A 19518-nucleotide genomic window follows, 5' to 3' on the forward strand; every position below is an offset into this window, starting at 1 on the left:
GAGTATTATGAGGTTTATTGATATTATTCGCTAATAATACGGATAATAAATGAAAGCATGCAAATGCTCAATGACTATTCCTTGCTTTAAAGATTAGCCTTTCTTTTGCTACTGAACTAAAAATTTATTTAAGATTAGAAATTTATGAACATTATGAAAAGAGTTTATTACACCATTGTATTGCTGTTAGTTGGTAATATAGCATTTGCACAAAAAGGATTTCATACGGTTGGTGCCGGTGTGGAACTAGGCTTGCCTATAGGTGATTTTGGGCAAGGATTTGGTATAGGATTCGGTGCTACTGGGAAAGCCTTTTATGGTATAACTGATATAGGGGATATAACTGGGACTTTAGGATATTTGCGCTTTGGCATGAAAGAAAGCAGTGATCTTATGAAAGGTAGTATGGGGATGGTGCCTATTGTATTTGGCTATCGCCATGATTTTGGTGGACTATATGGGGAACCGCAAGTTGGGTTAACGGTAGTAAAATCTAAAGTGACTATTAAAGATGATTTTGGAATAGGATTGTCCGGAATAGGTGGTAGCGCATCGACAACGAAGGCGAGCTTTGGTCTAGGAGGAGGATATGTTTTTGGTAATTGGGATCTAGGTGCGCGTTTTCAGATTATTGATAGTATGAACTTTCTAGGCGTACGCTTAGGTTATAATTTTTCACTGGGTAGATAACTTAAAATTAAAACAATGAAAAGATTTTATACAGCTTTTTTTTTAGCAATCGTTCTTGGTGTAGGTTTTTCAGCCTGCTCCAAAAATAGCGAAGACGCGGAGCAAAGCGAAAATGCTAGCTTAACGATGAAAGTAGATGGAGAGATCTGGGGGACTACGATTAATAACCTTTTTACCGAAGAACATGAATATGAAGGTACTGAATATTACCTCGTTTTGGTAGGTGGCCAACGGATAGCTCCAGGCGGAGGCGAGGATGATGTAAGCTCCATAAGCATGCATATTGCTATCCCCAAATCTAGATTGAATAATCCCAAAGGGACTTATCAACTTCTAAAAGACTCCGAAGCAAATATAGGCCAAGCTACAGCCTCGTATATCGTTAGTACAGAGATAGGACAGACTTGGTATGCTTCTTATGATCCAGGAAATCCCACACAAGCAGTAGGTACAGTAGAAATAACAGGCTTTGAGGTAGGAGAACAGAAAATGGTTGGATACCCTACTGGTAATCCGGGGTATACGCGACTATCGGGTACGTTCAAAATGAATGTGTATCCTATACAGGAGAATGGAGGATCGGCAGTGAAGATAACCGAAGGGAAATTCAATCTGAAATCGGGGCTGGGTTTTGATTTTAAGTAGTAGTGATATCGTCTAGTGGCGAATGGTCAAGTATTGTCCGTACGGTATACGAATATACGGTACGGACAAAAATTAAAAAAATAAGATCATGAGAATAATAACAAGATATTTTGTTTCATATGTTAGTTTGGCCGGGGTGGCGCTAGGCGCCTCAATCCTGTTTTTTGCATGTTCGAAATCGAAGGGAATAGGCGACGATCCTATTCAAGAGAAACAGGTAGATATTTATGTAGCAGGATATACAGGCCCGCTAAATGGCCCCTTCACCGCGCAATATTGGAAAAATGGGGAGCTGATCAAACTAACGGATGGCTCTACCCGTGCTATTGTAACCGATATTTTTGTCGAGAAAGGTGATGTATACGTTGCCGGAACAATCACGATAACGGGCAAGGGGGAAAGGGCGGTATATTGGAAAAATGGGCAGCGGATGGATCTCGCAGTAGACCAAGGTGTCTACACGCGAGCAAGTGCTATCGGCGTAGCCAAGGGTAAGGTTTATGTAGCAGGTGTAGAGAATGCTGATGCTGTATATTGGGTAGATGGTGAGATCCATAGGCTGCCGTCAAGTGATGACTATACATTATCTCCATACTTTGCGATCCATGTGACAGATAAAGAAGATATCTATATCGCAGCAATGGTGACAAAATCAGTACCACAGATTGACGATAAAGTACAGGTGGTTAAATACTGGAAAAATAATGTGGAACACATCGTCGCCTCGCCAGCTAAGCATCATTTCGGTCATGTTGGTGGCCTTTTTGTAGACGGTGAAGACATATATATTGCGGGGAACTACCAAAATTCTGGAGGAATAGGCTGGGCTAAGTACTGGAAAAATAAAGAGGAATATACACTGACGGAGAATGTCAGCGGTGGAAGTGCATATGATATTTATGTGAAGAATGGTAATGTACATGTGATTGGAAGTGGTCAGGGGGGCATGCCTCTTTATTGGAAAAATGGAAAGGAGAAACCGTTAGAAATGAAAGGGAAAGGTTATGGTTCTTTTAATGCCATAGCGGTGCACAACGATGACGTATATATTGCAGGTGCGGTTTCTAACGACGATGGAGATTGGGACATCGGCGGCTATTGGACGAATGGAAAATGGCATGCCCTCGAAACTGCTAAAAAAGATAATTATACCACAGTAACGTCCATGTTTATAGTGGAACGTTAAATTGCCGTACGTGATGAAACGGATGGCATGGTATAAAACTTAAAAAACGTATCATGAAAACACGACTTTATTCCTACTTAAAATACACAGGAGCGGTGCTATTTAGTTTTTTGCTACTCTTTGCCTGCTCGAAGAGTGAAGTGCCGAGAGAAGAACCAGTGCCTTTGGAACCTACGGAAAACGGACAGTTAGTCCTGATAGCTTCGGCAACAGATATCGACGAAAATGAGGAGGTCACCTTTACGGTCATGGTGGATGGCAAGCCGATTGAAGCGGATGTATACGTCAATAACGAAAAAATAAACAACAACAAACATGTTTTTGCAAAGGTGGGAGACTATGAAGTTATGGCCAAGAAAAACAATTATAAAGATAGCGATAAAGCTGTAGTCGAAGTTTATAAAATAGATATTTATGTGTCTGGTATTCAGAATACAACCGCCAATGATGCTTCTGTTACTCAAGCCATGCTTTGGAAAAATGGGAAACTATTATATGAACTGACGGACGGTACTTCCTTTGCGGCGACTGTCGGAATAGCCTTGCACAACGATGATGTATACGTAGTTGGAACCGAGGCAAGAGGCTATACCCGCGTGGCAAAATATTGGAAAAATAATACTGCTCATATCCTTACTGATGGCAGTAATAGCGCAACGGTTGCAGATATAGCGGTCGATTATCGGGGGGATATATATGTTATAGGAACGGATAGTAATCCACATAAGCCTGTTTTGTGGCGAAATAAAGTCCCCCATACAGTTGCCGCTACCAATGATGGCCGGTATGCACGCGCTATTGCTTGCTCAGGTAATGACATATATATCGTAGGAAACTCGTCAAGCTATGCTAATACTCCTTCCGTTGCCATGCTGTGGGAAAACAGTCAGGAGATTCACCTCACTAATGGTGTTAAAGCAGGTAGAGCTTTGAGTGTGACCGTGGAGAATGAAGATGTTTATGTGTTGGGCGATGAAAAGAGTAAAGGGCTGAATGGACAGGGGGGGCAGGAAATCGGTCGGTATTGGAAGAATGGAGAAGTCACACTATTGGATGAAGATCCGACGACTTTTATTGGATTAGTGGGGGGGGACATAGCGGTGCAGGATGGTGTGGTCTATGTATGCGGCGTATGGAACGACGGAACCACTACCCATTCAGTGCCAGTTGTCTGGAAAAACGGCAAGCGCTTGTATAAACTGACGGAAGGGACGTCCAATAGCGCAGCGGTGGCTATAGCTGTCGGAGGAAAGGATGTGTATGCCGCAGGTTATGAGAGTAATAGCAAAGGAAAACCTGTTGTCAAAGTATGGAAAAATGATAAGCTCCTCTATGCGTTGACGGAAGGTGACCGCAGAGCCTTACCAAGTGGCATCGCTGTAAAGAGGTCGAAATAGAAATACAATTTACTCAATCATGTTAGTAGAAAATAAAGTCATGGAAAGAATCATTAAACATTTTGTTTCACATGTTAGTTGGATATGGGTGGTACTAGGTGCCTCCCTTTTGTTTTTCGCTTGCGATAAAGAGAGCGAAGGGAAGAAGGAAAGGGCTAGTTGCTTTGAAAAGTTTGATTATAAATACGAAGAATTGCTGACCAAAGGTGATGTTGCTAAGCATGTCGCTATAAATGAGGCTACTTACAAAGAAAAAATATCGGTTACCAAGGGAGTGTATGGCTATTGTGAATACCAGTGGCTTAGCAATCGCCCCGACTTAGAAATAGAAATATCCGGACAAATCATCAAAGGGCCGGATATGGATATGGTAAAACTTACAAAGTTGGATTTTTATACTGATAGCGAACTCAAACTGTATAGCCAGTCCTCTGCCCTTGCGCTATTCGATCAGGCTTATAAAAAGCTGAACCCGTCGGAGTATGAGATGCTTTTGGCTAATCTTAAAAAGGAATATGCAGGCGATCCAAAAGGCTATGAAGAAGCTAAAGGTCTCTTGGATGCTCGGAAGAACTTTGCTTTTCAGCCCGTTGAAGATCTGGGGGATCGAGCCTATTGGAAATGGAATGATACCTATGGACTGGAGCTGGTGGTCTTGGCAGGTTCTGCTCGCTTTACCATTGAAACGAAGCTTAGTACAGAAGCCAGAGGGACATTGCCCGTAGCGGTCAAATTGGCCAAAGAAGTATTGGCGAAGTGTGGCAGGGTATCAAGGGACAATGATTAATAATTTAAATAAGCAAAAAAATGAAAAATATATTAATAACAAGCAGTATGTTGCTGTACCTGTTGATGGGGGGAGCTACAGCGAAAGGTCAGATACTGAAAGGGTTTGGTCAAAAACTTGAAAAGAAAATTGAGCAGCGGATTGAGCGGAAGGCGGATCGGCAGGTAGATAAAGTACTGGATAAGGCGGATAAGAAAAGTGATGAATCTATAGAAGGAGCATTCAGTAAATCCAAAACAGAAGCTTCCGACAAAAAGCCAGGTAAAACAGAGCTGATAGGTAGTGTAATCACAAACGTAGAGGCATGCCCCGATCAGGCGTTAGTATTGGTTGGAAACGGCTGTACAGACTTCAGCTGGTTCAAAAAGGGAACGGTATTGATCTATCAGTCTACTGACGATAAAGGAAGAGAGGATGCGGAATTAAAGATGACCATAAACGATTTGAAGACCAAAGGTACAGCTACTATTGCGGAGGTTAAAGCTGATATGACGACATCACATTTTGGTGCTTTGAGCTATACTATGAACTACATTTGCGATGGCGACATGATCTATATGGATATTGCTTCTATGATGCAGGCTATGATGGAAAACAACCCGGAAATGAAAACTGAAGTGGTACAGAACGCATTAAAAAATACGACGATTGACGTAGATAAGGGCTTTGCTTCGTTTCCGAAAAAGATGTATCCAGGTATGAAACTGGAAGATCTGAATTTTTCGTTTAAAACAAAAGCCGGGTCAAACGAGATGTCCTTTCAAACGGTGGTGACCGATAGGCAGGTGGTCAGCAAAGAGCTTGTTACGACTAAAGCGGGAAGCTTTGAATGTTTAAAGGTCAAATCATCCATCAATACTTCTGTTAAAGTGATGGGGATGAACAAGAAAATGCCCGCCAGTACTGAATACCTGTGGTTTGCACCAAAAATAGGCATGATAAAGCAAGAATCGCATGCTAAAACAGGAAAGACAGCCATGGAACTGAAAATGTATAAAATGTAAGAATTGCCTAAGTCCTTCAAGACTTAGGCATCCTCTTTATAATTGGGTTCCGCTTGGAAAAAACCAGCTATTGTCACTTTTGAGTTCTATCCTCCTCCTTGTTTATTTCAGGATTAGCCGATATATCTTTATCGGTTGTTTTGCTTGATTTTTGATCTTTCTCTTCCTCTTCTTTTTCGGAGGTATCTTCAGCGATTTCTTTACTAGGCTTAGCTTCGGCAGGTTTGCCCTGAGAATTATCTTCTCCTTCTTTGGGCTCTACAGCTTTTGGTGTCTCTCGTTTTCTGTTCAAGAGATCCTCTTTGGAGGTTGGGCGATCTTGAGGTCGCCAGATAAAACCTGGCAGTATTTCGTTCTCCTGCGTAATTAGTGCAAATGGATATACTTTTTGGTCTACTTTTCGTATCGTGGTATAGTCGATAATTTTCTTTCCCTCCATCTTTATTTTGATCCGCCCACCTCGATCATGGAACATCTCTTTGATGAGCTTGCTCTTGTCGTCTTGGGTGAATACGAGGTTTTCGGCATTGCCATCGACAAATAGTCTGTCAATATTGTTATTGGCAAAGAATGCGGTGATTTTTCGGCCTTTTAATTGGTTGAACTTAATCGAGTCCGATACTGCATTGACCATAAAAGCATTGTCTTTGAGTAGGGCATTGTCCATTTGCTGTGCGACAATCTGCATGAATATAGTGTCTGCTGATATCTGCGAACCCTGCGACCATATCATTGGTCGGCCCATGAAACGGAACATCGAATCGACCATGCCATAGTAGACGGAGTCGGCAACAGCCTGTAAGTCAGACTTGAATAATCTAACATTATAATAGGCACGTACGATCCTCGTTCTGGCGGTATCCAATTGAGCTGCATTAAGGCTGTCAGGCGCCTTGCTGATCGAGTCAGGTGCCTGTGCCGTACGAAGAGCACGATTGATCAATGTGTCAGCATGATTCGCGGTAGGTACTACGGCTTTTTGTCGTAGTACAGAATCTGCTTTTAAGGTACTACCGATATTTTGCCGATCGCCGATCCGATTGGGCTCGGTTATAGCATTTTTGGGTTTGAGAGGGACGGGCGTTTTAATGCTGTCCTTCTTGATTATAGCCTTGACCGGTGAAGCTGGTTCTTGTTGCACAACTTCTTCAACGATCTGTAACTGTTGCTGTATGCTGTCTTTTATATTGACGTTGGTAGAGTCTGTGACTTCCGCGCCCTCAACATCACCATAGTCTACCTCTTCCTCGGCTTCTAATTTGCCTCCGTCCCTGCTGAGGTTGAGTTGCAGGGGCTTGTAGTCTTTTACCAGGATCATACGTGAGTACAGGGTGTCTGCAGTCATGTAGACGGAGTCCATCTTTGCCTCTCGTAAGGTGCTGTCGCGAGGAACCGTTTTTGGTGCAGGACCGATATCTTCTGTTTTTTTCTTCTCTTTGTCAGATATTTCTTCTTGGACCTTTACTTCGTCTTTACCCTCTTTTTTCTTTTTTTCTTTAGCTTTAAGGTCTATAGGTGCGGCTGAGCTATCTGCCGTCGAATCTTGGTTTTCTTTGACAACGGTGATGATATAGGGCTTTTCTGTCATCAGAATCGACTCTTCGGATTGTGTATAGAGCCCGCGACCGCCATAGGCAAAAAACTTATCTAATGTGTCGACAAAAACAACATTTCTAAAAGCTTCGCCTACCCCTTTAGAACGTTCGTAATGTAAACTGTCACCTTTTAGAAATTTGGATCCTTCGGTGTATAGGTTGTTTTTGTTAAAATCGGCAATGCCCGTTCCTGTGTTGTAGGTGCCTCGCTCTGTGTATAGATTTTCGTTCTTGCCTTCTTCATTGCTGGTGGGCTTGATGTTGGTAGGACCGAAGAAATAGGTCATTTTGCTCAAAGAATTGTAACGCATGGTATCAGTATATACCTTTACGTTGGGGCTTCGTACGACTACTTTGTGCCGAAAATAGGCATCGGATGTGTTTTCAAAATAATAGGCGTTCTTTGAGGTGATGGTGTCTCCCTGAGATATGATCCTCCCTCCGCCAGTGTAGGTTCCGACTTTGGAACGCATATTATAGGTGAGGTGATTGGTCGTCAGTGTCGACCCTTTATCGACCATCTTCACATTTTTGGTGAGCAGTGCGTGTTGGGCGGCGGCGTCATAATGGAGATAGTCGGCATAGATTACAGTTCCTGAAGGCTGTGTGATGACGACATTGCCAAAAGCTTCGAAAAACTGTCTTTTTATCTCATCTTCATAGATATAGCCGCTGTCTGCGGAAAGGGTATTGCCTTTGTGCTCGTAGACAGGAACGTAAAATACCATGTGTCCTGTCTTAGCATTGATACGCCCACTGTTGGACGACACTAGGTTAAGACGGTCTCCTTGTTGTGCTGTCGAGCCAATTGGAGTCTGTCCAAAAGCGGCTGCTAAGGATAGGATAAAAAATATGATTATTAACCAGTTTCTCACGCAGGCAAAAATATGGATTTTAATAGCAAAAAAATGTTAATTGAATGAAATTTAATACGAAATAAAATTAACGAATATCACTGGTCTTTTTTGCTAAATAAATTGCGGGTGGCAAAACTACGGTGGACTATATAAAATCTAAACTATCACCTCCTCTCGACCGAAGCGGAGAGATCTACAGGCTATTTATTAATCCTATGCAGTTGATAGACCCAATAGACTCGACTATATTCCGCTTACTGATGAATCGGAACACAGCAGGGTGACGTTGACTGTCATTCAACCGCCTCTGTGTTTGTTAAAAAACTTACCTCTCGCATTGACGACAAAGTCTACTTTGTGAAATGTCCCCATTGCATATGAAAATGAATTTATTTAGGTTTGAACTATGGATATCGATTTGCGTTTTGAACGGTATATAGAAGATCATAAGCTGTTTACTAAAAAGGATAAACTGCTTGTAGCTGTCAGTGGAGGTAAGGACTCGATTTTGTTGTTGACTTTATTGGCCCGGTATGGTGTGTCTGTGGAGGCCGCACATTGTAATTTTGAGCTGAGAGGAGAGGAGTCCGATGGAGACGAGGAGCTCGTTCGTGCTTATTGTGATCAGCTCGGTGTGCCTCTGCATATACGTCGCTTTGATACCATTTCTTATGCTCATGCTCACAAAATATCGATACAGATGGCTGCTCGGGAGCTTCGTTACGATTGGTTTGAGATGTTGAGACAAGAAGTGGGTTGTGATTATATCGCGGTGGCACAACATAAAAATGATCATGTGGAAACAGTGCTGTTGAACCTGTCTCGAGGTACGGGATTGCTGGGTCTACAGGGGATTCTGCCTAAAAGGGGGAATGTTGTACGACCGCTGTTGTTTTTGACAGCGACCGAAGTCCAGGTGGTTGTCGAGTCGCTGGATGTGCCGTATAGAGATGATTCATCTAACTTTTCAAATAAGTATGCGCGCAACAAGATACGTCTCGATATCATTCCTCAATTTGAACAGTTGAATCCTGATTTTGTATCGATTATGGAGGATAATATCGTGCGTTTTCAAGATGCTCAAGGGGTATTGTCTTTGCTCGTTGCTCAAAAACGGGATGAGCTGTTTGTTCAAGTTGGAGAGCAGCAATGGGAGATTTCCAAAGAAGCCATAAAAGCACAGGGTATAGGTTTGTTGTATTATGTTTTTGAACCTTATGGTTTTTCAAAACCCGTGCTTGAAGATATGTTGGCCGTGTTGGATGCCGAATCCGGGCGGATCTTTTTATCATCGACTTACGAGTTGCTGGTGGACCGTACGACACTTAGGCTTCGGAGAATGGAGAAGCCCGATGGATGGTCTGAATTGGCAAGTGGTGATGGTGAAATGGAGTGGCGTGATTATGTTTTTGCGGCGAGTTGTTCGACGGAGGTTTCTATAGAAAGAAATCCAGCGGTAGCACTTTTGGACTACGATAAACTGATTTTTCCACTGACGGTGAGGTCTTGGCAGGAAGGTGATGTGTTTCAACCCCTAGGGATGACGGGGACAAAAAAGGTGTCTGATTTCTTTATCCAAAAGAAAGTCAATCTGTTCGATAAAAAGAATATTCCGATTGTGGTGAATGGCAATGGTGAATTGCTCTGGATTGCAACTTATCAGTTGGACGACCGATATAAGATAACGGAAAATACACAAAAAGTCCTTAAATTAGTTTGCAATATTAGTAAGTATGAGTACAAATAATCTATTTGTTGAGCGTCAGTACCTTGGAAGGGATATGACTTGGATTAGTGTCAGGATGGTGTTGGCCCTGTTCTGTTTTATTGTTTATTACTTAAATATGGATCATCTCGTGTCGAGTCAGCTGTTCTTTATTGTAGGTAGTTGTATCATCGTGGTATCTGTTGTCATGATGTATCTGGTACATTACAAAACGGCGGTCACTCCGAATAATGTAACGCTGAGCGGCCTATGGACGACGAGTCTGGTTAAGATCGATCTGGCTTCACTGGTAAAAATTGAGAAGAAACCTTACAGCAAGTTTGTGTTTAATAACCCGGTCTATAACTTACATAAGAATGGAAAGATTCGTTTTTATGCAGGCGGCAAGGATGCGGTTTGGCTGACAGATAGGGACGGATTGGTATATATAATCGGTACGTATAAGCAAGAGGAGCTTTACAATGCGATTACTAAGGCCAAGCAAGAATCTTAATAAATGTTAAGGTTTTCAGTCTGACACTTCTTTGACGTTATGTGGAGTTGAATTTGATATATTTACTCTATTAAAAGTTATAATTGAAAGCGTAGAACCTTAAAATATGTTCTGAAAGCAGCTTTTTGGGCTTAAGAACAAATTTATGTAGGTTTGAATAACTAGAACTAGAAGAAAATGGGTTTATTATATTTTATATTATTTGTTGTTGCGTTTTATTATGTGTTTAAGTTTTCGATGCGTTTGCTTCTGCCATTCGCAATGCGTAAGCTGACGGAGCGCATGATGAAAAAAGCACAACAACAGCAATCACAAGGACAATATAACTACGGTGGCGCGGGTAATCCCTTTGGCGGTGGAAGCCCTTTTGGGAATGCCTATGAGCAACAATCTTATCGATCGGACAATACGAAAACAAAAGAAGGTAAGGTGAAGGTGGATTATGTCCCTGCGCAGGAAGCCAAACGAAAGGGAACAGCTACAGCTGGTGAGTTTATCGATTTTGAAGAAGTAAAGTAAATGTGGCTTAAGCAACTATCGCTATTAAATTTTAAGAATTATACCGAATCTACATTGACCTTCCTGCCGGAGGTCAATGCCTTTACAGGGGAAAATGGTGCAGGAAAAACCAACCTGCTGGATGCTATCCATTACCTCTCCTTATGCAAGTCTTATTTCAATCCTATTGATTCGCAGCATATCAAGAAAGGGGAGGAGTGGTTTATGGTGCAGGGGGAGTTTGAAAGAGAAGAGCGGGTAGATGCTATTTCCTGTAGTCTGAAACGTAACCAGAAAAAGCAATTCAAGCGCAACAAAAAGGATTATCCCAGATTGGCAGATCATATCGGCCAGTTTCCACTGGTGATGATATCTCCTAATGATAGTGAGATTATCACGGAAGGCAGTGAGGAACGTCGAAAATTTATTGATAATGTGATATCGCAGACGGATAATCGTTACTTAGATACATTGATATTGTATAATAAGGTACTTCTACAACGGAATATGTTGTTGAAAGGTATCAAAGAACGTGGTGTGTTTGATGTGGGCTTATTGGAGGTGCTGAATATGCAGCTGGTAGATGTCGGCGATCGTATCTATGCACGCCGTAAACGCTTTATGGAAGAGTTTACTCCGTCTTTTCAACGGCATTATAATTATCTTACGGACCAAGCCGAGGAGGTCTCCTTAGTATATGAGTCGCCACTGCATCATCATGACTTTTTGGAACTGCTTAATAGTTGCTTAGACAAAGATAGGGCGCTGGAAAGAACGACTCAGGGCGTGCATAAGGATGATTTGCTCTTTACGATACATGGAGAGATGCCACTTAAGAAGTTTGGGTCACAGGGGCAACAAAAGTCTTTTCTTATTGCTCTTAAGCTTGCACAATACAGTTTTTTACAGGAACAAAAGAAGTTCAGACCATTATTGTTGCTGGATGATATCTTTGATAAGTTGGACGACAGACGGACTACGAAGCTGATGAAGATGGTGTCGAATGAGGAGTTTGGTCAGATATTCATAACCGATACGGATGCGGATAGAATTCGTAAAATATTCGATGAAATCGCTCAACCAATACGTATCTTTGATATTGAAGGAGGTCAGGTTCATGTATAAGAAAAAGTTTGATGAAATACCCACACGTGATGATATCAGTATGAAGCAGGCGGTGGAGAAGTGGTTGGAGGTGTATCGTCTACGTCGTAAATTTGATGAATCTTCTGTGGTTTCCTTTTGGGGTGAGATTATAGGTCCTTATATCGAAAAACGAACGTTAAAGATTTTTGTAAAAGATAAAAAACTGTATGTTAAAGTAGAGTCTGCCGTTGTCAAGCACGAGTTGACTCTAATGCGACGTCAGGTTATCGGGCGTGTCAACGAACATGCGGGACAGGTTCTGGTCGAAGAACTCGTTATTCTGTGATGAAGTTAAGAAGTTATTCCCGATGATATCGGGACTTCGTTTCACTGCGCAAGTGAACGAGTTAACAAGATCACACGATAACAAGGTCACACGATAACTCAATTACAACCTAAAATGCAAGTCAAATATTACGCTGCGGCTCTATTTTCATTTATTGTCTGGGGAACATTCAGCTTGGTATTGCGACCATTGGGTGCTTATGCTTCTTTGGATATTCTGTTGTATCGGGTCTTGTTTGCTTCTGGTGCTATCTTGTTGATTAGTTTTCTTGTCAGGCCTGCCGTGACCAAGGCCAATATAAAGTTGATTCGGAATATGTCCAGTCGGGACAGAAGAAATGTATTCTTGCATGCGCTGTGTAGCGCAATGATGTTGGCGTTAAACTGGTTTTTGTTTATCTACGTCATGAATAATGTCAGTGTCAATGCAACTTCACTCGCCTATCTGATATGTCCGATTATTACTACTGTACTCGCCAGTGTGTTTTTGAAAGAAAGGCTGAATCGGGGGCAATGGCTGGCGGTAGGGCTTAGTGTTCTGGCTTGCTTCATGTTGGCCTATGGGCATTTTATGGATATGATATATAGTCTTGTCATTGCATTTTCATATGCTACTTATCTGGTGCTTCAAAAAGGCAACAATCGATTGGATAAATTTTTTACTTTAAATCTGCATATTATTATCTGTACGGTTCTTTTAACCCCTCTCTTGTATATCTTGCCTCAAGGTACGGTGCATGGAACTGATTTCTATGTATACGTATTGTTGATTGCAGTGCTGTTTACGATTATTCCGTTATTTTTAAACATGTATGCCTTAAAGGGACTGGACTCTTCGGTCGTGGGGATATTGCTTTATATCAATCCTACTATAGCTTTTCTATTGGCTGTTTTTTATTTTAATGAAGCTATTAATGGGGTACAGATTATTGCATATGCGTTGATTTTTATGGCTGTCGCTATCTTTAATATCGCATATATCCGATCTGTGCGGACATGGAAGAAAGAAGAGGCTCTAACGGCATGAATATCGAGGCTCAGTTGATGTTCCTAGCGCCCAAGCTATAGGTATTGCTCTAAATCTCCTTTGCCTTCACGTATAACTTCAAATTCTCCTTCCGTAACGTCGACAACGGTAGATGCCACATTATCACCATAACCTCCGTCAATAACCAGGTCGACGAGTTCTTGATATTTCTCATAGATAAGCTCGGGGTCAGTAGAGTATTCGATGATATCATCCTCGTCATGGATCGAGGCTGTTACAATAGGGTTGCCTAATTGTTTGACAATCTCTCGAACGATATTGTTGTCTGGAACACGGATACCTACCGTTTTCTTTTTTGAACTTAGCAGTTTGGGAACCTGACCACTAGCGTTGAAAATGAAAGTAAAAGGACCAGGTAGTGCTTTTTTCAAGACTCGAAATACGGTGGTGTCAAATGGTTTGGTGTACTGTGCGATATCGGTAAGGTCATAACAGATAAAGGAGAGGTTGGCTTTGTCTGTTTTTAGTCCGCGTATCTGACATACACGTTCAATCGCTTTTTGATTGGTGATGTCGCAGCCTATGCCATACACCGTATCTGTAGGGTAGATGATAACTCCTCCTTTGCGTAGGATGTCGACTGCTTGGTCGATGTATTTTTCGTTTGGCTTGTCGTTATATATTTTTAATAGCATGTGGCTTGTTATTGTTTAATCCAGTGTATGTAAATGACTCCCTCTTATTTAAAAGAACAACAGCCAAAATGATTTGTTTTGGCTGCTGTTTTTTTATGTTAAAACTCTGCGTTTTTCGGTGTGCGTGGGAAAGGGATTACATCTCTGATATTGGTCATTCCTGTTGCAAACAATACCAGGCGCTCAAAGCCAACGCCGAATCCGGAATGCGGTACAGAACCGAAACGACGTGTATCTAAGAACCATTCCATCTCTTCTGCTTCGATACCAACTTCGGCCATACGTGTCAGAAGTTTTTCTAAGTTTTCTTCTCGTTGGGACCCACCTACCATCTCTCCGATGCCTGGGAACAGAATATCCATAGCGCGTACGGTATGACGGCCTTGTGCATCAGGTTGGTTCTGTTTCATATAGAAAGACTTAATCTCTCTAGGGTAGTCCGTAAGGATTACCGGTTTTTTGAAGTGTTTCTCTACCAAATAACGTTCATGCTCGGACTGTAAGTCTGCACCCCATCCTTCGATAAGGTATTTGAACTGTTTCTTTTGATTGGGCTTGCTGCGTAATAAGATCTCGATAGCCTCTGTATAGGTTAGGCGCTCGAAGTTGTTTTCTAATACGAAGTTTAGTTTTTCCACCAAGTTAAGCTCTGAACGTTCAGCTTGTGGTTTTGATTTCTCTTCTTCCAACAATCTGTTTTTCAAGAATTCGATTTCTTCAGGACATTGCTCTAAGGCATATTTAATGACATACTTCAACAAGTCTTCTGCGAGATCCATGTTGTCTTCTAACTCGTAGAAGGCCATCTCCGGTTCGATCATCCAAAACTCTGCCAAGTGACGGGTGGTGTTGGAGTTTTCGGCACGGAAAGTAGGACCAAAAGTATAGATGTTGCTGAAAGCTAATGCTGCAAGCTCGCCTTCCAATTGACCTGATACGGTCAGGTTGGTGGATTTGCCGAAGAAATCTTCTTTGAAATCGACCTTTCCATCTTCCGTCAACGGTGGGTTTATCGGGTCTAACGTTGTTACTCTGAACATTTCACCTGCTCCTTCTGCATCCGAACCCGTAATGATTGGAGAATGAAAGTATACAAAATCACGTTCCTGGAAGAATTTGTGTATAGCAAATGATAAGGCGTTTCTTACCTTAAATATAGCATTGAAAGTTCCTGTACGTACACGTAAGTGTGCAATTTCACGCAAAAACTCTAAGCTGTGCTTCTTGGGTTGTAGTGGGTACTTCTCTGGATCTGAATCACCAATAATGGAGACCTCAGTGGCTTTGACTTCGACACGCTGCCCTTTTCCTTGCGATTCGATCAAATTACCTTTTACACGAACTGCAGCACCGGTAGTGATTCTTTTTAGAATCGAATCAGGCGTGTTTTCAAAATCAACTACGGCTTGAATATTATTGATAGAAGAACCGTCATTAAGTGCTATAAACTGGTTATTACGAAATGTTCTAACCCAACCTTTGACAATAACTTCTTTTCCAAAATCTTCCGATTGTAATAATTCTTTAATTCGTGTGTGTTCCATTTTTTTAATAGAAATATTTTCTTTTTTCAACTACAAAAATACGCTATATTATTGGCTAATTGATAATAAAAGCGCAAAATGTTAATGATTCTAAGTATCGCTAGCGTAGCTTTTGTATGAATTCAGGGATTTTTTTTAAATAATCTTCCTGACTCAGCAGTTTGACAAAAGCGGTGCCTACGATAGCTCCATTGGCATAGGCGGTGGCTTTGCGAAATGTCGCTTGATCAGATATGCCAAAACCAATGATAAAAGGGCTGTCTAAGTCCATGTCTTTTATCCGTTTGAAATAGCTCTCGGCTTGATCTTTTACTTCGAGATTTGTGCCTGTGATGGCATTGGACGAAAGTAAATAGATAAAGCTCGTTGATAGTTTGTCTATTTTTCGTATACGCTCTTCTGAAGTCTGTGGAGTGACTAAGAAAATATTGCTGATGCCATTCTCTTCGAAGATATGCTGATAGAGTTCTTCATACTCGTACATGGGGAGATCTGGGATAATTGTCCCGTTAACACCCACTTCCTTACAGGCCTTACAAAAATTCTCTACGCCGAATCGGATGACAGGATTGACATATCCCATCAGAAATACAGGAATAGTAACATGTTTGCGTAGGTCTTTCAGCTGCTCAAAAAGGACATGGAGCGTCATTCCATTCTTGAGCGCTTCTTCGGAGCTGTGTTGTATGGTAGGACCGTCTGCCACAGGGTCAGAATAGGGGAATCCTATCTCCAAGAAATCAGCACCGGCTTCTTCCAACGCTTTGGCAATGGTGACGGTACTGTCCAATGTAGGATAGCCCGCAGTAAAATATATGGACAACAGTCCGTTGGCGTGTTTATTGAGTTGCATGTTATGGTTTGTTAACATGTTGTCGAGTGATCTTGTTATCGAGAAGTCTTCACGACTTGTTAACTCGATAATTTGTTCACTTGATAACGAATACTACAAGTTAAAATACTTCATATAATTGTCCAGGTCTTTGTCTCCGCGTCCCGATAGACAGATGACGACTACTTCGTCTCCTTTGAATTTCATTTTTTCAAGGTGGGCTAGTGCATGGGAACTCTCAATGGCAGGAATGATTCCTTCCAATTGTGTAAGAAGTAATCCTGCCTGCATCGCTTCATCATCGGTTGCAGAGACATATTCTCCACGGCCGGATTGGAACAACCAAGCGTGTTGGGGACCAATACCAGGGTAATCTAGTCCTGCGGATATAGAATAGGGTTCGACGACTTGGCCATCGTCGGTCTGCATCAAGATAGAGCGGCTACCGTGCAATACGCCCTCTTTGCCCAGCACGGTGGTCGCGGCAGTCTCTCCTGAATCGACACCGAGGCCAGCAGCTTCTACTGCGATAAGACGGACATCTTCATCATCGACAAAGTTATAGAACATACCTGCTGCATTGGAGCCGCCACCTACACAGGCCATGGCGATATCTGGGGTTGACTTTCCTGTCTTTTCCAACAGTTGTTTTTTTGTCTCGGCAGATATAATCGATTGGAAGCGGGCTACCATATCGGGGTAGGGGTGAGGACCTACTACGGAGCCTATAATATAGTGGGTGTCTACAGGATTGTTGATCCAGTCACGGAGTGCTTCATTCGTCGCGTCTTTGAGTGTCTTGCTGCCCGAGGTTGCAGGCACTACTTTGGCTCCCATCATTTTCATACGGGCGACATTTGGAGCTTGACGGGCAATATCAATCTCGCCCATGTAGACCACACATTCTAACCCTTTTAGTGCGCAAACTGTGGCAGTAGCAACTCCATGCTGCCCTGCCCCGGTCTCTGCTATGATTCTTTTTTTTCCTAGGCGCTCGGCCAATAGGATCTGCCCAATGGTATTATTGATCTTATGTGCCCCAGTGTGGTTAAGATCTTCTCTTTTTAAGAATATCTTGGCTCCATAGCGCTCGGATAGACGCTTGGCATGATATAGGGGGGAGGGGCGACCTACATAATCCTTGAGCAACTGCTCGAACTCTTCTTTGAATGAAGGATCATTTAAGATCGTAAGGTATTGCTGTTCCAACTGTTCAACGTTAGGATACAGCATCTCTGGAATGTAGGCACCACCGAAGGGGCCATAATAGCCTTTATTGTTTACTTGGTATTTGCTCATTTCGTATGATTGATAATGCTTGTGTTAATGTTTCAATATTCTTGATTCCGGGTTGTCGTTCGAACCTGGAGTTTAAATCTACTGCGTACAGCCTGTTATCGTTGATGCTAAACGCATCTTGGAGATTGTCCGGCCCTAAGCCTCCGCTGAGAAAATAAGGTTTGTTATAGGGATATTCTGTCAATGCCGACCAGCTAAAGGCTTTTCCGGTTCCGCCGTATTGCGTGCTTTTGGTATCGAAGAGGAAATAATCGATGTGTTCAAGGTAGCTTTCTAGCGTCAACCAGTCAAATGTGCTGTCGATTCCAAAAGCTTTGATGATCTCCAGCTTTTGATTTTTTAAAGATTCGCAGAGTTGCGGTGTTTCATCACCATGTAATTGGACTGCGTCCACCTGGTGAGTATGAACTTTGTCCATGATTTCAGAAAACGTAGAATTGACAAATACTCCAACTTTTTTAATGTCAGCAGCGTTAATTGACGGGGCTTGGTCCTGTACAAAGCGTGGGGATTTTGGATAAAAAATAAACCCAATATAGTCAATAGGAAGCTGTAGGAGTTGTCGTATGTTGTCCACATCTCGCATGCCGCAAACCTTTATTTTGATCTTGTTATTCATTTTTTAGTTATGAGGTTATTGAGTTATCTTGTTATCGTGTGATCCTGTTATCGAGTGATCTAGTGTCTTGTTAACTTGATAACTTGTTCACTGGCTAACTCATTCACTTGTTAACTCCTTACTAATTTCTTCAGACTATCCAATGCTTTTAATCCCAAAAGTGAGGCCTCTGCCTCGTAATAGCAGTCTCCAAAACTTCTTTCGGGATGGAAGGTCTTTATCGCAAAAGCAGCATTGGTCAATACGACATTGTTTTGTGAATTGGTACCTTTTCCCTGAATAATGTTATTGAAAATGTTGGCCGCTTCCTCAACGGTGTCACCACCTGCCAGTTCGTCGGATGTCACAGGCTCAAAACCCAATTCTTCGACTGTATAGTAGCTTTCCCCAGCGTTGTTTATAAGCTTAAAATCTCCTGTAAGAGATATCTCGTCATATCCATCCAATGCATGTATGATGCTATACTGTTTGTCCGTGTTCTGGCAGAGATAGTTGTATAGCCTTGCTAATTCGAGACTGAAAACCCCTACGGATTGATAGGTCGGATTGGCGGGATTGGTCAATGGGCCGAGCATGTTGAAAAATGTTTTGACGCCCAGTGCTTTTCGGATGGGAGCTACCGTTTTCATCGCTGGATGGAAGAGAGGAGCATGGAGAAAGCAGATATTCGCTTCATCCAATTGGCGCTTCAAGCTGTCCATATCATTGGTGAATTGATATCCCAGGTATTCCATCACATTGGATGAACCGCAGCCCGAAGACACACCTACATTGCCGTGTTTTGCTACGTGGTATCCTGCTCCGGCAACGACAAAAGAAGCTAAGGTGGAGATGTTGAACGTATTCTTGCCGTCGCCACCCGTACCGCACATGTCGATAAGGTCATAGCCCTGAAAATCAACTTTTAGACATAGATCATACATAGCATCCCGGAAACCTGTAAGTTCTTCAACACGAATACTGCGCATGCCATAGGTTGTCATAAAAGCGGCAATTTGATGACTGTCGTATTTTCCTGTTGCGATATGAGTCAGGATATCATAGGCCTCCTGTCGGCTGAATGACTTGTACTCAAATAGATGTCTTAGTATTTCTTTCATTTTTTTATGGTAAAAGGTCAATGATTGTTGTTCAAAAAAGAGCAAAAAAAAGGCTTGCCGATATGGCAAGCCCACTATTCTTTGATTGTATCAATTTCAAGCAATAGACGTCTGCCACAACATTAACTGTCG

19 protein-coding genes are annotated in these 19518 nt (G+C 42.1%); 12 read left to right on the forward strand and 7 right to left on the reverse strand.

The window, feature by feature from the left end; translation table 11 throughout:
- Window positions 1-153 precede the first annotated feature (153 nt).
- The 6 genes from M472_RS26105 (at window position 154) to M472_RS26130 (ending at window position 5709) form a co-directional block, all read left to right on the forward strand.
- Window positions 154-690, forward strand: a complete 537-nt coding sequence (locus M472_RS26105) for a hypothetical protein (protein ID WP_021068780.1) — start codon at window positions 154-156, stop codon at window positions 688-690.
- Window positions 691-705: 15 nt separating this feature from the next.
- Entirely contained in the window at window positions 706-1335 is a 630-nt protein-coding gene (locus M472_RS26110) for a hypothetical protein (RefSeq protein ID WP_021068781.1), read from the forward strand.
- Between the two features lie 88 nt (window positions 1336-1423).
- The gene (locus tag M472_RS26115) at window positions 1424-2521 is read left to right on the forward strand and encodes a hypothetical protein (RefSeq protein WP_144062634.1); all 1098 of its coding nucleotides are present in this window, start codon (window positions 1424-1426) and stop codon (window positions 2519-2521) included.
- Between the two features lie 53 nt (window positions 2522-2574).
- Complete coding sequence (locus M472_RS26120; protein ID WP_021068783.1) at window positions 2575-3918, forward strand: hypothetical protein; 1344 nt, start codon at window positions 2575-2577, stop codon at window positions 3916-3918.
- A gap of 40 nt (window positions 3919-3958) precedes the next feature.
- Window positions 3959-4705, forward strand: coding sequence for a hypothetical protein (locus tag M472_RS26125; protein WP_144062635.1), 747 nt, complete (start codon window positions 3959-3961; stop codon window positions 4703-4705).
- Window positions 4706-4725: 20 nt separating this feature from the next.
- On the forward strand, window positions 4726-5709 hold the full coding sequence (locus tag M472_RS26130) for a TapB family protein (protein ID WP_021068785.1): 984 nt from the start codon (window positions 4726-4728) through the stop codon (window positions 5707-5709).
- Between the two features lie 73 nt (window positions 5710-5782).
- On the opposite strand, the gene M472_RS26135 is transcribed toward M472_RS26130, so the two are convergent.
- Entirely contained in the window at window positions 5783-8179 is a 2397-nt protein-coding gene (locus tag M472_RS26135; RefSeq protein WP_021068786.1) for an OstA-like protein, read from the reverse strand.
- Window positions 8180-8567: 388 nt separating this feature from the next.
- On the opposite strand from M472_RS26135, the gene tilS reads away from it, so the two are divergent.
- The 6 genes from tilS (at window position 8568) to M472_RS26165 (ending at window position 13336) form a co-directional block, all read left to right on the forward strand.
- Window positions 8568-9908, forward strand: a complete 1341-nt coding sequence (gene tilS / locus M472_RS26140) for a tRNA lysidine(34) synthetase TilS (RefSeq protein WP_021068787.1) — start codon at window positions 8568-8570, stop codon at window positions 9906-9908.
- Window positions 9895-10380, forward strand: a complete 486-nt coding sequence (locus tag M472_RS26145) for a hypothetical protein (protein WP_021068788.1) — start codon at window positions 9895-9897, stop codon at window positions 10378-10380. Before tilS ends, M472_RS26145 begins: the two co-directional genes overlap by 14 nt.
- 177 nt (window positions 10381-10557) lie before the next feature.
- Complete coding sequence (locus tag M472_RS26150) at window positions 10558-10899, forward strand: DUF4834 family protein (RefSeq protein ID WP_021068789.1); 342 nt, start codon at window positions 10558-10560, stop codon at window positions 10897-10899.
- Complete coding sequence (gene recF / locus M472_RS26155; RefSeq protein ID WP_021068790.1) at window positions 10900-12003, forward strand: DNA replication/repair protein RecF; 1104 nt, start codon at window positions 10900-10902, stop codon at window positions 12001-12003. It abuts the gene before it with no gap.
- Window positions 11996-12310 (forward strand): DUF721 domain-containing protein, encoded by a 315-nt coding sequence (locus tag M472_RS26160; protein WP_021068791.1) that lies wholly within the window; start codon window positions 11996-11998, stop codon window positions 12308-12310. Before recF ends, M472_RS26160 begins: the two co-directional genes overlap by 8 nt.
- A 114-nt stretch (window positions 12311-12424) precedes the next feature.
- On the forward strand, window positions 12425-13336 hold the full coding sequence (locus tag M472_RS26165) for an EamA family transporter (protein WP_021068792.1): 912 nt from the start codon (window positions 12425-12427) through the stop codon (window positions 13334-13336).
- A gap of 35 nt (window positions 13337-13371) precedes the next feature.
- Here M472_RS26165 and M472_RS26170 read toward each other — a convergent pair whose 3' ends face one another.
- From M472_RS26170 to trpD, 6 genes are all read right to left on the reverse strand, one after another.
- A complete protein-coding gene (locus M472_RS26170; RefSeq protein WP_021068793.1) occupies window positions 13372-13992 on the reverse strand; it encodes an L-threonylcarbamoyladenylate synthase in 621 nt (206 codons plus the stop codon).
- Between the two features lie 98 nt (window positions 13993-14090).
- Window positions 14091-15536: an asparagine--tRNA ligase gene (gene asnS / locus M472_RS26175; RefSeq protein WP_031301323.1), complete on the reverse strand. Its 1446-nt coding sequence runs from the start codon at window positions 15534-15536 to the stop codon at window positions 14091-14093.
- A gap of 100 nt (window positions 15537-15636) precedes the next feature.
- Window positions 15637-16389: a tryptophan synthase subunit alpha gene (gene trpA, locus M472_RS26180; protein WP_021068795.1), complete on the reverse strand. Its 753-nt coding sequence runs from the start codon at window positions 16387-16389 to the stop codon at window positions 15637-15639.
- Window positions 16390-16482: 93 nt separating this feature from the next.
- Window positions 16483-17667 carry a tryptophan synthase subunit beta gene (gene trpB / locus M472_RS26185; RefSeq protein WP_021068796.1) on the reverse strand — a complete coding sequence of 395 codons (1185 nt, stop codon included), beginning with the start codon at window positions 17665-17667 and terminating at the stop codon, window positions 16483-16485.
- Window positions 17642-18286 (reverse strand): phosphoribosylanthranilate isomerase, encoded by a 645-nt coding sequence (locus tag M472_RS26190; protein WP_022829254.1) that lies wholly within the window; start codon window positions 18284-18286, stop codon window positions 17642-17644. Before M472_RS26190 ends, trpB begins: the two co-directional genes overlap by 26 nt.
- Before the next feature lie 110 nt (window positions 18287-18396).
- Complete coding sequence (gene trpD / locus M472_RS26195; RefSeq protein WP_031301324.1) at window positions 18397-19386, reverse strand: anthranilate phosphoribosyltransferase; 990 nt, start codon at window positions 19384-19386, stop codon at window positions 18397-18399.
- Window positions 19387-19518: the final 132 nt, after the last annotated feature.

Origin of the sequence: Sphingobacterium paucimobilis HER1398 (genome assembly GCF_000416985.1) — a bacterium.
GTDB lineage: Bacteria > Bacteroidota > Bacteroidia > Sphingobacteriales > Sphingobacteriaceae > Sphingobacterium > Sphingobacterium paucimobilis.